Genomic DNA, 12,280 nt, shown 5'->3' on the forward strand with positions numbered 1-12,280 from the left:
TCACAATATCAATGCTCACAATTATGTTGTGGGGATAAAATATCCCTTGCCACTGCCAATAGCTCATAAGTGGCTCGCCGAGAATGTTTGAGATTGCCCCCAAGGTTATGCCAATCAAGGGGGCTTTCTAATGGGGCAACGCTTGAAAAGGTCGCCATCCCATTGAGGGCAAATTGTCGTCTGGCTCGATTCATGTGGTAGGGGTCAGTTACCAAAATCACATTTTTGACGGCAACGGTTTGGGCGGTAAAACGGGCATTTTCGCAAGTATTAAAGCTATTTTTCTCAACAATCACCTCCCAAATATTATGGCTTTGTAGCCAACGCCGCATCCAAGGGGCTTCTTTACCACTGACCACGATGGGTAACTGATAAGTTTGATAAATGTTTTCGGCTTGTCGTAATCGTTCTTTGGTAAATTGATTGATGACGATGTCATTTAGGCGATTATTGGTCAAACCACCGCCCAATACCACAATCGCTGTGGGTGGGTTGGTCAGCGTAGCGGTTGGCGGGAGTGTGACTTGGTTGAGTAATGCCAATACAGCTTGGGCATATAAAGGGGTAAACAAACTAATCACCAAGGCACAGCCCAGCACAATGGCGACCGTTAGTAACTGTCCCAATGTCGAGATAACAAAGCTGATGGAGTCAATGAGTTTGCTTAATGCTTCCATTTGATTCTATCCACACAGGCTCAGGTACAAGCTCAATGCCAAATTTTTGTATGATAACTTGCTGAATATAGTGCATGGTACGCTCAATATCGGCTTGTGTGGCACGATAGGGGGCATGATTGGTTAATACCAAGGCTTGATGAACATGGGTCAAAATCGGTGCGATACCTTTGCCTTTAAGTCCTGCTTGGTCAATCAGCCAGCCTGCCGCCAATTTGATATTATCGGTTGGGTTGCCATCATGGTCTTTAACAGGATAATGCACAAGCGTTGGATAATCCGCCAATAACGCTTGAGCCGTGGCTTGGCTGACGATAGGGTTTTGGAAAAAACTACCACAGTTTGGTAGTTCACTGGTTTCAGGAATCTTGCTTTGGCGAATTTGGATAATCGCATTCATGGTATCCACAGGCGTGGGTTGTTCACGCCCTGCTAGTTTGGCAAACTCACTGGCGACACTGGCGACATCGCCATAATTGATATTGACCTGCGGATTTTTATGTAAATTAAACGTCACACTGGTAATCAGCCATTGACCCACTTCCCGTTTAAAACGGCTATCACGGTAGCCAAATTCACATTCGGCACGGCTTAATTGATGAAAGGTCAAGGTAGGGATATGAAAAGCGGTGACAGACTCGATGACATCTTCTACTTGCACGCCATACGCCCCAATATTCTGCACAGGGCTTGCACCGACCCAACTGGGAATCAATGCCAAGTTTTCTAGCCCATACCAGCCTTGATTGACCGTAGATACTACCAGTTCATGCCAAGGCTCACCTGCCATGACCTCAAGCGTGACGCTATCAGCCGTTTCAGCTATCACATGTTGCCCCATCAAGGTCGGTGAAATCACCACCGCTTCTAGCACCGCAGGGAGTAGCGTGTTACTGCCATTGGATAAAATCACAAAAGGTAGTTGCTGTTCCGCCAAACGAGCAAAGGTCGGAGCGACTTCATCGAGTTGCTCAAAACGAATCCATTGTTTGGCATGGCATTGCAGTGCCATGGTACTCAGATGGCTAATATCGGTAAAACCTTGTGGGGGTAAGGTGGCATTGGTCAAAGCAGGTGCAGTCATAAAATCAGCTTGATATTGATAAATGGTGAATTATAGGCGATAAAACGCAGTAGCTTACCATACTTTTTGCTGTGTTTGCATGAAAAAATTAATACTCGCCATGATCACGATTCATGCCAGTTGGCTGATGTCCCAAAAAATTTGCCAATTGTCGGCGTTGCTTTTTATTGGGTCGGTGGTCTGGGCGGGCGAGATTGGCAAGTTGCCTTTGTTCGTGAAAAAATTCTCGTTGGCTGATGCTTTCTTCGGTTTCTTGATACAGCGTACTGGCAATTGTGGCATTGCCTCGGCTTTGTGATAGAGCTAAGACTTTGACGGTTTTTTGGGTATAAAGATTGGCAGACCCTTGGCGAATGGTCAGCTCATCACCGACCATGATTTCCTTGCTCACTTTGACACGATTGCCAAAATGATGCACACGCCCTGCTTCGATGGCTTCTTTGGCGATGGTGCGAGTTTTATAAAAACGGGCCGCCCATAGCCATTTATCAAGGCGAACTTTTTGGGCGGATGGGGAAGTGGTATCGGTGGTTTTTTGCATATTATTTTTTGATTGTACCTAGCTGATAAGTGCTATTTATTCTTCTTAGGACTTACGCAAAAATGCCATTTGTAGGTTGGGTGGAAGAATGACACCCAACATAAACCATTGAGATTGTTGGGTATCGCAAGCTCTACCCAACCTACAATTTAGTTAAATGCGTAAGTCCTACCTCTAAACCCCCTTACATAGACTTAGTCTAAGGCATCAGTCCCCCTTTGAAAAAGGGGGGATTTAGGGGGATTAAATCGTACGTTTTTTAACAACCTTGCTTCATATCCGCTTCTGATAACGGATTAGAGCCACGTACAGGGCGAGGGCAAGGCTCACCATAATATTGTTTATCCGCAAAATAACTTGAACGCACCATTGGGGCTGCCCAAATATTGGCAAAACCAATCTTTTGTCCATAAGCTGTATAGCGGTCAAATTCGTCTGGATGGACAAAACGGTCAACAGGGGCATGGGATTTGCTAGGCTGTAAATACTGCCCAATGGTAATCAAATCCACGTCATGGGCTTTTAGGTCATCAAGCAAGGCATACACCTCGTCTTCGGTTTCGCCCAGTCCCACCATAAAGCCACATTTGGTCACGATATCTGGACGGCGTGCTTTATATTCTTTGAGTAATTGTAATGAATGTTGGTAGTCTGAGCCGGGACGGAAGGCTTTATATAGGCGTGGTACGGTTTCGATATTGTGGTTAAATACGTCTGGGGCAGTTTCGCTCAAAATATCCAATGCCAATTGCTCACGCCCACGAAAATCAGGGACTAAAATTTCAAGCAGACAATTTGGGCTAAGGTTGCGTGATTCGGTAATCACTTCGGCAAAATGCCCTGCACCACCATCCTTGAGGTCATCACGGTCAACGGAGGTAATCACCGCATATTTTAGCCCAAGCCCTGCAATGGTTTCGGCAGTGTGAATCGGCTCGTCTTTGTCCAACGGATTGGGGCGACCGTGTGCCACATCGCAAAATGGACAACGGCGAGTACAAATGTCACCCATAATCATAAAGGTCGCTGTACCATCACCAAAACATTGCGGTAAATTGGGGCAGGCGGCCTCTTCGCAGACGGTGTAGAGTTTTTGTTTGCGTAAGGTGCTTTTGATATTGGCGACTTCGGCAGGGGAAGATAGTTTAACTCGAATCCAGTCTGGTTTTTTTGGCATTTCCACCGTGGGAATGATTTTGACAGGAATACGTGCCACTTTATCATGTCCACGCAGTTTTTCACCGACTTCTGGGCGTTTGACAGCAGGGCGAGTGGCGGTGGGTTCGGGTTGGTGAGTTTTGACGACATCACTCATAATGCAAAATCCTTACAGCAAAATTTTTCGCTATTATAACAGGTTATCAAGGCTTTGTGGGGGTGCTAAGAACAGGAATCAAGGCATTAATAAAGGCATAAGTAACGTATGAATATCCGCTAAATTGGCAAAGCGTTGTTGTGGAAATTTTGCCGTCAAGCCATCAATGATACGTTGTAAGGTCTGTTGTAACGCCCTATCCGTGGTAATGAGGGGCAGGCGAGGCATGGGCTGTTGGCAATGAGCGACTGCCCAATCGTGTAACTCGGTGGCAAAAAATGGCTTTTGCCCAGTAAACATCTCAAATAACACAATACCAAGGCTATAACAATCGCTTTGAGCGGTCAATGGCAAGCCGTTAAATTGCTCTGGACTCATATAGGCAGGCGTGCCAGCGGTAAAGTCGGATGTCCGCAGGGCGGTGGTGGTTAACGATTGGGATAAACCAAAGTCCAACAAAATTACTTGCTGATATTCGGTCAATAAAATATTACTCGGCTTCATATCGCCATGTAAATAGCCTAAGCAATGAATATCTTGAATTAACTGACAAAGACGAATGGCAATAATAATTTTTTGTTCAAAGGTCAAGCTGTTTTGTTGAAGTAAGGTTTTAAGGGTTTGCCCTTGATAAAAGGGTAAAATTAAGAAAGCATTGTCTTTTTCGGTCGCATAAGCCAATAATTGAGGGATACCATAATGCGACTTTGGAGGATTATGTTTATCTATGGCTAACGTTTGGCAGGCTTGTAACGTTTTGATTTCTTGGCAAAATTGTGAATAATGAATGGCTGAAATGGGGGCGATAAGGCGTTTGATAAAAATCGACTGTGCTTGGCTGTGTGGGCTGTTTGATAACCATTGACCATGATATAACTGTGTGGCATTGCGTGGATTTGAATCAGCTAACAGCGTCAAATCAGCGATGGGTAAATTTTTAGCTGATAATTCCGCCAAAAACTCTTGAGTTTGCAACGGTTTATTCATGGTCATCAATTAATTGCTGATATTTGCGAGTCAACGTATTGCGTCCCCAGCCCAGTAATTGCGAGGCTTTGCCTTTATGGTTGTCGGTGAAATCAAGGGCGACTTCAAGCAGGCATTTTTCAAAATCTTCGGTAGCCGTTTGTAAAATACCTTGTTCGCCATTGGCAAGGGCATGATTTGCCCAATGCCGTAGCGGTGTTAGCCAGTCATCCGCAGTGGGGATTGAGGTTAGTTTGGGTTGTTTATCTGATAAATTATCGGTTGGCACGTTTTTAAGTGGCAAATTCTCAAGTGGCAAGCGGTCAGATGGTGAATTATTGAATGACGGTTCACTGATATTAGCCGTGGTCAGCGGTTTATCATCAATCAATATTTCGGCTTTTTGTTGCAAATTTTTTTGGTAAAAATCAATAATTTCTGGTGGTAAATCGCTGATTTGCACTTGATTGCCAATTGCCATAACATTGACCCATCGGCAAGTATTTTCTAATTGTCGAACATTGCCTTGCCACGGATAGGCTTGCAAAGCCTGTATGGTGGTGGGGACAAGCGTTTTGACAGGGATTTGCATTTGCCGAGCAATTTGGTGCATAAAAAACTCAACCAACAGCGGAATATCCTCACGCCGTTCACGCAAAGCAGGCAAATTCAGCCGAATGACATTCAGCCGATAAAATAAATCTTCTCGAAATTTGCCTTGTTTTACCAAATTCTCAAGGTGCTGATGGGTAGCGGCGATGATTCGTACATCGACTTTAATAGGCTTTTGCCCACCCACTCGAAAAAATTCACCATTGGCAAGCACTCGAAGCAAACGAGTTTGCGTGGGTAGGGGCATATCGCCAATTTCATCCAAAAACAGCGTGCCACCGTGGGCTTGCTCAAAGCGTCCTTGGCGTGTGGTGGTCGCCCCAGTGAATGCCCCTTTTTCATGCCCAAACAGTTCGGACTCGATTAAATCATGCGGTATCGCCGCCATATTAAGGGCAATAAACGGTTTGTGTTTACGTGGCGAATGTTGGTGCAACGCATGGGCTATCAGCTCTTTGCCTGTGCCAGATTCGCCTGTAATCAACACCGTAATAGGCGTGTGCGATAGCCGACCAATGGCACGAAACACGGTTTGCATGGCGGATGATTGTCCAATAATGCCGTTGGGGTTATGAGGGGTGGTAAGATTTGGATTAAAATTTTGTTGAATATTAGCTATTGTTTCATTTGCTACTTCTTTTGATAAAGGGGATTGTTTTTTGACAAAATTTTGTAAGTTATTTGATGATGAATTGATGGGGTTTAACTCATCATTTTGTTGATTGGCTGTTTGGTTTTTATCATTAAAAGTTGGGTTTTTGGATTGTAAATCTTTGGCATGAATCAAGGCTTTTTGAACCACAGCGACCACATCATCAAGGTCAAACGGTTTGGGTAAATAGTCAAACGCCCCTGTTTGGTAGCTATCGACTGCGGACTGCACGTCAGCATGGGCGGTCATAATGATGACAGGGATTTGGGGAAATTGGGCGTGGATTTTTTCGCTAAAATTCAAGCCATCCATCATTGGCATACGAATGTCGGTTAAAATGACGTTGGGCAATACGTTTGGCTCAAGTTGCTGTAACTTTTGCCATGCCAATTTGGCTTGCCCAAACGTTTGTACCTCAAGGTTGGTCATGTCATCGCTTAACGCATCTTGCAAAATCGTGCGTAATGCCATGTCATCATCAATGACCCAAATCGTTGATTTTTCCACAATTTTTCCTTTTTTCAAGAATTGATTTTGATTTTTATATATCGTAGGTTGGGTTGAGCTTTGCGAAACCCAACATTTTCAAATCGTTTATGTTGGGTGTCATTCTTCCACCCAACCTACAGATAGGGCTTTTATCTAAACCTCATCCAATTTGTAATTTCTTTTGCTATATCAATTAATTAACATATCACCTGTCGCTAAGGCAATAAGATGGTAAAGATGGTTTCCCCAGTTTTGGAGGTCACATTCACCACCCCATGATGACGTTGCACGATATCTTGCACCAACGCCAGCCCCAAGCCAGTCCCAGCCTCACGCCCAGTCACCAACGGATAAAAAATCTGTGGCAATAACGCCTCATCAATGCCTTGCCCATTGTCAATAATATCAATTTTTAGCACACTTTTGTGACGGATATCGCCAATCGTGTATTGATAGGCAATGCGAGTGCGTAGGGTAATGGTGGGCGATGGCGTGGCATTTTCTTGCAACGACTGCATGGCATTGTTAATGATATTCAAAAATACCTGAACCAGTTGGTCATTATCCGCCACCACATTGGGTAATGACAAGTCATAATCTCGCACAAAATCAATGGGATAGGGTTGTAATTTGACCAGATTTAAAACTTGCTCTAACGGCTGATGCACATTAATAGATTGCCAGTTGGGTAGATGGGTCGAGCCGAGTAATTGGCTAACTAAGTGATTAAGCCGTTGGGTTTCTTGCTGAATGATGGTCAGATAATTGTCGATTTTCGCCGTTTTTTCGCTGATTTTTTGGCTATGAATTTTATCACTATCATTACTATTCGGTTCAGTTATCATTGCCAAAATTTGATGAATATTTTTTTGTAATAGCTGATTTGCCCCCAAAATCCCTGCCAGTGGATTTTTGACTTCGTGAGCCATATTGCGAATGATTTGGCGAGTGGCGTGGTGTTGGGCTTGTTGTTGCTGTTCTTGGTTGATACGGCTTTGACGGTCTTTTGCCCACAGTTCGACTACATAAAAAAACGCTTTGGCCTCGCTATCCGCATTTTCCATTGGCGATACCGCATAATCTACTAACATGGGTTCATTGACCGCTTGAATCATCACGTCATGTTGCACAAAGGATTGGTTCAAATGATGGCAATGGTCAAATTGTTGGCGTAAGGGTGAGCTGTGTTGAGTATTGGTTTCGCTATTGGCTTTAATCGGATTTAATAGCTCAATGATGGATAGTTGTTGGATTTTACTAAAACTGGCACAGAGTAGCTGTTCAGCATTGCTATTTACAAATACGATATTAAAATCACTATCCGCTACCAATACCGCAGTAAATAAGCTGTTGGTGAGTAGGGAAAGGTTGAGAGGGTTGTCACGGTTTATGATAATAAATCCTCAAAAATCAAATGGTGAGCGAAATGACAACATAGCAAATTTTCACCAAAAAGCAAAATTATTTTTCAAACCCCAAAAAACCAAGTAAAATAGTCGGTTTAAATCTTGATAGCCAAAAGTGAAAGTCATGTCAAATCAGCCACAAGTTTTTATTCCAAATTCTGCCGAAAATACCACTTCAGCCACTCACCACCAAGCCAACCACAACGAAAACCGCACGCTTGAACAAAGTGCCAAACAAGTCGCTCAAACTGGCTCACCCATTGCTCCAAATGTTTCTCCTAAAATCGGCTTTGTATCGCTCGGTTGCCCCAAAGCCTTAGTTGATAGCGAACGCATTATCACCGAACTCACTCGTGACGGTTATCAAGTGGCAAGTGACTACGATGGGGCGGATTTGGTGGTGGTGAATACCTGTGGCTTTATCGAATCTGCGGTGCAAGAAAGCCTTGATGCGATTGGCGAAGCGATTAATAAAAACGGCAAAGTCATCGTCACAGGCTGTCTTGGCAAAGATGCCGAAAAAATCCGCACCATGCACCCTGCCGTATTAGCCGTGACTGGCGCTCATGCCTATGAAGAGGTGGTGAATGCCGTGTCGCACCACGTGCCAAAACCGCAAGTTGATAAAACTTACGACCCAAAAATCGACTTGATTAATGATGCAGGGATTAAACTGACCCCCAAGCATTATGCTTATGTCAAAATTTCCGAAGGCTGTAACCATCGCTGTACCTTCTGTATTATTCCGAGCTTGCGTGGCGATTTGGTGAGCCGTCAAATTGACAGTATTATGAATGAAGCGGTCGCCCTCAAAAAAGCAGGCGTAAAAGAACTGCTAATCATCTCGCAAGATACCTCAGCATATGGGTTGGATTTAAAATATAAAACCAGTTTTTGGAATGGTATGCCCCTCAAATCCAAGTTTTATGATATGTGTGAGGCGTTGAACAATCTCGGTATTTGGGTGCGTTTGCACTATATTTATCCCTATCCGAACGTTGATGACGTGGTGAAACTGATGTCACAAGATAAGCTGTTGCCGTATCTTGATATTCCATTCCAACACGCTAGCCCAAGTGTATTAAAGGCGATGAAACGCCCTGCTCATAGCGAAAATGTGCTTGAGCGGATTGCCAAATGGCGTGACATCTGCCCTGATATCGTGATTCGTTCGACTTTCGTGGTCGGCTTTCCAGGGGAAACCGAAGAAGATTTCGAGTATTTACTGGATTGGCTAAAAGCCGCACGCCTTGACCGTGTCGGAGCGTTTACCTATTCTGAAATTGAGGGTGCAGTTGCCAATGATTTGCCAAACCCTGTGCCAGAAGCCGTTAAAAAAGAGCGTTACGAGCGATTAATGGCGTTACAACAGCAGATTTCTGCCGAAAAATTGCAAGAAAAAGTGGGTAAAACGCTGAAAGTATTGGTCGATGAAATTGATGAGGCAGAAGGTATTGCGATTTGTCGTAGTTATGCCGATGCCCCAGAAATTGACGGTCACGTGTATGTTGACAACATTGATGATTCGGTGAAAGTCGGTGAGTTTTTGACCGTCACCATTGATGAAGCCAGTGAGTATGACCTTTTCGCTAGTTATGCTAGTTAGGGATTTAGATTGGTAGGGGCGTATTGCATACGCCCAATAAATTAAAGTATCAATCTAAAAGTTATTTATAGGTTAGCTTGAAAGTTGAAATCCAATATAAATCATTGATAATGTTGGGTTTCGCAAGCTCAACCCAACCTACATGCGATAAAAATGCGTAATGTTGAAAGTTATTGAATATTCGGATTATTCAACCATTTATCTTCCAGTTTTTTCATTTCACCACTGGTAATTATTTGGTCAATACCTTGATTTAATTTTGTCAATAATTTGGTATTATCCTTTTTGGTCATCATCACCTGTTGAGATTCAGGAGTTGCTTCATTTTCATACGGCACAATCGTAATTTTATATTTTGGGTATTTTTTGGCATAATATTGCAACAACTGCATATCTTTAAATATCGCATCAATACTACCATTTAGCATATCTTTAAACGCCAAAAATGAGGTGTCTGAATAAATCACAGAGCCTGCTTTACCTGTGGCTTGCATTTGTTTCATTTGTTTGGAAACCTGCATACCACCGACAGTTAGACTTACTAAATCGTCCAATTTATTACCGTGAAATATACAAAACACTGTATAAGTATTTTTACGCCAATCTATTAAAATTTGATGAAATTTGATAAAATCGCCCACATTTAATACCATTTCATGCTAACTGCTACCCATAAGAGGTCACTATGTCCGATAAAGCCCCCCGTTATCAACGAATTTTGCTTAAACTTTCTGGTGAAGCCCTTGCAGGCAAAAACGACATGGGTATTGACTCTAGCGTGCTTGCCGATATGAGTCTTGCGATTGCTCACCTTGTCGGTTTGGGCGTGCAAGTCGGTATCGTGGTTGGCGGTGGTAACTTATACCGTGGTGCGTCACTACAAAAGCAAGGCTTGGTCGGACGTGTGACAGGCGACCAAATGGGTATGCTGGCGACTGTGATGAATGGCTTGGCATTGCGTGATGCCCTAGAACGCCGTAATATCAAATGCCGTCTGATGTCTGCCTTGCCAATTGGCGAAGTGACCGAAAATTATAGCAGTCGCAATGCCATTCGTTACCTCAAAAATAACGAAGTTTGCGTATTTGTCGCAGGGACGGGTAATCCATTTTTTACCACCGATACCGCTGCTTGCTTGCGAGGCATTGAGATTGAAGCCAATTTGATTTTGAAAGCCACCAAAGTCGATGGCGTATATAACAAAGACCCAAATGCCCATGATGATGCGGTAAAATATGATGAGTTGACCTTTGACCAAGTGCTTGACCAAAAATTGGGCGTGATGGATTTGACAGCGATTGCCTTGCTTCGTGAGCATAATGTGCCGTTGCAAGTGTTTGATATGGCAAAACAAAATGCCTTGCTACACGTGGTGATGGGTGAAGCGGAAGGCACGAAGGTCTATTAATAATAATGTAGGGGCGTATTGCATACGCCCAAATGATTAAATTTATTTGAAATTATTTAACAAAGGAATTTTCCATGATTAACGACATCAAAAAACAAGGCGAAGACAAAATGAAAAAGGCAGTCGAAGCCCTTGACAATGCCTTTATCAAACTGCGTACAGGTCGAGCCCATCCAGGCTTGTTATCAAGCGTTACCGTATCTTACTATGGCTCAGAGATGCCACTCAATCAAGTCGCTAGCGTCAATGTTGAAGACTCACGCACCTTAGTGGTACAGCCATTTGACCGTAGCATGGTGCAAGCGGTAGATAAAGCCATTCGTGAATCAGATTTGGGACTAAACCCTGTGACTGCCGATGTGATTCGTGTGCCACTACCTGCCTTGACTGAAGAAACTCGTAAAGACATGCAAAAATTGGCACGTCACGAAGCCGAAGAACGCCGTATCTCAATCCGCAATGCTCGCCGTGATGCCAACAATGCCCTAAAAGTGTTGGTTAAAGATAAAGAAATCTCGGAAGATGATGAACGCCGTGCCAGTGATGACATCCAAAAAATGACCGATAAATATATCGAAAGCATTGATAAAAAATTGGCAACCAAAGAATCAGAATTGATGGCAGTTTAAAATTTCCCCAACCCCTCTTACCAAAGAGGGGTTACGCCTGTCAAAATATGTAAAATCCATAGCATTAGGAAAAATTGGTGTCAAACGCTCAAACCCAAACTGAAACCATGCCCAAGCATATCGCCATCATTATGGATGGTAATAACCGTTATGCCAAAGCTCACGGCTTACCGACTGGTGGTGGGCATATCGCAGGCAAACAAACGCTTGACCCATTGGTCGAGCATTGTGTGAAAATAGGGGTCAAAGCTCTGACGGTGTTCGCCTTTTCGAGCGAAAATTGGCAACGCCCTGCCGATGAAGTCGCTCTACTGATGCGACTGCTGGAAGAAACCATTCACGACCAATTACCTCGGATGTTTCGCCATGAGATTGCGTTGCAGTTTATTGGTGATAGAAGCCAATTATCGCCAAAATTGCAAGATTTAATGGCGGATGCCGAAGCCCAAACCCAGCATTTAAGCCGTATGACGTTGGTCATTGCCATCAGTTATGGCGGTCAGTGGGATATTGTCAATGCGTGTCGCCAAGTAGCCAAGCAAGTCGAGCAAGGGGCATTGTCAGCGGATAGCTTGACTCAAGCTGATTTTGCCAAACATATATCCCTTGCTGATTTACCGCCTGTGGATATGCTGATTCGCACAGGTGGGGATTATCGTATTTCTAACTTTTTGCTGTGGCAATGTGCGTATGCTGAGTTGTTTTTTACCGAAACGTTATTCCCAGATTTTGCCCCTGCGGAATTGGATAATATGATTGCTGTGTTTATGGGGCGTGAAAGACGGTTTGGTAAAACCACTGAGCAAGTTTTGGGATTAAAATAGTGAAATTCTTTCAAATCACCAATTAAACCCAAAATTGAATCGTGTTACGCCAAGCGAACACGATTTTTTTA

The 12,280-nt window shown here is 43.6% G+C and carries 12 protein-coding genes; 4 read left to right on the plus strand and 8 right to left on the minus strand.

Features of this window, described 5'->3' with window-relative positions:
- Positions 1-8: 8 nt before the first annotated feature.
- From ACK1U4_RS00215 to ACK1U4_RS00245, 7 genes are all read right to left on the minus strand, one after another.
- Positions 9-677 carry a YdcF family protein gene (locus tag ACK1U4_RS00215; RefSeq protein WP_419399678.1) on the minus strand — a complete coding sequence of 223 codons (669 nt, stop codon included), beginning with the start codon at positions 675-677 and terminating at the stop codon, positions 9-11.
- Positions 652-1,761, minus strand: coding sequence for a UDP-N-acetylmuramate dehydrogenase (gene murB, locus ACK1U4_RS00220; protein ID WP_419399679.1), 1,110 nt, complete (start codon positions 1,759-1,761; stop codon positions 652-654). Before murB ends, ACK1U4_RS00215 begins: the two co-directional genes overlap by 26 nt.
- A gap of 88 nt (positions 1,762-1,849) precedes the next feature.
- Positions 1,850-2,302, minus strand: coding sequence for an RNA-binding S4 domain-containing protein (locus tag ACK1U4_RS00225; RefSeq protein ID WP_419399680.1), 453 nt, complete (start codon positions 2,300-2,302; stop codon positions 1,850-1,852).
- A gap of 259 nt (positions 2,303-2,561) precedes the next feature.
- On the minus strand, positions 2,562-3,617 hold the full coding sequence (lipA, locus tag ACK1U4_RS00230) for a lipoyl synthase (protein WP_419399681.1): 1,056 nt from the start codon (positions 3,615-3,617) through the stop codon (positions 2,562-2,564).
- A 78-nt stretch (positions 3,618-3,695) separates the two neighbouring features.
- Complete coding sequence (locus ACK1U4_RS00235; protein ID WP_419399682.1) at positions 3,696-4,610, minus strand: serine/threonine protein kinase; 915 nt, start codon at positions 4,608-4,610, stop codon at positions 3,696-3,698.
- Positions 4,597-6,354: a sigma 54-interacting transcriptional regulator gene (locus tag ACK1U4_RS00240; protein WP_419399683.1), complete on the minus strand. Its 1,758-nt coding sequence runs from the start codon at positions 6,352-6,354 to the stop codon at positions 4,597-4,599. Before ACK1U4_RS00240 ends, ACK1U4_RS00235 begins: the two co-directional genes overlap by 14 nt.
- A gap of 197 nt (positions 6,355-6,551) precedes the next feature.
- On the minus strand, positions 6,552-7,667 hold the full coding sequence (locus ACK1U4_RS00245; protein WP_419399684.1) for a two-component system sensor histidine kinase NtrB: 1,116 nt from the start codon (positions 7,665-7,667) through the stop codon (positions 6,552-6,554).
- A 199-nt stretch (positions 7,668-7,866) separates the two neighbouring features.
- Between ACK1U4_RS00245 and rimO the strand changes: the two genes are divergently transcribed.
- On the plus strand, positions 7,867-9,348 hold the full coding sequence (gene rimO / locus ACK1U4_RS00250; protein WP_419399685.1) for a 30S ribosomal protein S12 methylthiotransferase RimO: 1,482 nt from the start codon (positions 7,867-7,869) through the stop codon (positions 9,346-9,348).
- Between the two features lie 170 nt (positions 9,349-9,518).
- On the opposite strand, the gene ACK1U4_RS00255 is transcribed toward rimO, so the two are convergent.
- Positions 9,519-9,902 (minus strand): substrate-binding periplasmic protein, encoded by a 384-nt coding sequence (locus ACK1U4_RS00255; protein WP_419399686.1) that lies wholly within the window; start codon positions 9,900-9,902, stop codon positions 9,519-9,521.
- Between the two features lie 131 nt (positions 9,903-10,033).
- Between ACK1U4_RS00255 and pyrH the strand changes: the two genes are divergently transcribed.
- The 3 genes from pyrH to uppS all read left to right on the plus strand — a co-directional run bounded on the left by pyrH (position 10,034) and on the right by uppS (position 12,209).
- Positions 10,034-10,756 carry a UMP kinase gene (pyrH, locus tag ACK1U4_RS00260; RefSeq protein ID WP_419399687.1) on the plus strand — a complete coding sequence of 241 codons (723 nt, stop codon included), beginning with the start codon at positions 10,034-10,036 and terminating at the stop codon, positions 10,754-10,756.
- Positions 10,757-10,830: 74 nt separating this feature from the next.
- The gene (gene frr / locus ACK1U4_RS00265; protein WP_419399688.1) at positions 10,831-11,385 is read left to right on the plus strand and encodes a ribosome recycling factor; all 555 of its coding nucleotides are present in this window, start codon (positions 10,831-10,833) and stop codon (positions 11,383-11,385) included.
- Between the two features lie 107 nt (positions 11,386-11,492).
- Positions 11,493-12,209, plus strand: coding sequence for a polyprenyl diphosphate synthase (uppS, locus tag ACK1U4_RS00270; protein ID WP_419399916.1), 717 nt, complete (start codon positions 11,493-11,495; stop codon positions 12,207-12,209).
- The last annotated feature ends 71 nt before the right edge of the window (positions 12,210-12,280 follow it).

Source organism: Moraxella sp. TY6 (genome assembly GCF_048551375.1).
In the GTDB taxonomy this organism is placed as follows: domain Bacteria; phylum Pseudomonadota; class Gammaproteobacteria; order Pseudomonadales; family Moraxellaceae; genus Faucicola.

Excerpts from the sequence above, each read along its gene's own strand:
- ACK1U4_RS00235 (WP_419399682.1), bottom strand. The coding sequence starts at position 4,610 with ATGACCATGAATAAACCGTTGCAAACTCAAGAGTTTTTGGCGGAATTA.
- ACK1U4_RS00215 (WP_419399678.1), bottom strand. The coding sequence starts at position 677 with ATGGAAGCATTAAGCAAACTCATTGACTCCATCAGCTTTGTTATCTCG.
- pyrH (WP_419399687.1), top strand. The coding sequence starts at position 10,034 with ATGTCCGATAAAGCCCCCCGTTATCAACGAATTTTGCTTAAACTTTCT.
- murB (WP_419399679.1), bottom strand. The coding sequence starts at position 1,761 with ATGACTGCACCTGCTTTGACCAATGCCACCTTACCCCCACAAGGTTTT.
- ACK1U4_RS00225 (WP_419399680.1), bottom strand. The coding sequence starts at position 2,302 with ATGCAAAAAACCACCGATACCACTTCCCCATCCGCCCAAAAAGTTCGC.
- rimO (WP_419399685.1), top strand. The coding sequence starts at position 7,867 with ATGTCAAATCAGCCACAAGTTTTTATTCCAAATTCTGCCGAAAATACC.
- uppS (WP_419399916.1), top strand. The coding sequence starts at position 11,493 with ATGCCCAAGCATATCGCCATCATTATGGATGGTAATAACCGTTATGCC.
- frr (WP_419399688.1), top strand. The coding sequence starts at position 10,831 with ATGATTAACGACATCAAAAAACAAGGCGAAGACAAAATGAAAAAGGCA.
- lipA (WP_419399681.1), bottom strand. The coding sequence starts at position 3,617 with ATGAGTGATGTCGTCAAAACTCACCAACCCGAACCCACCGCCACTCGC.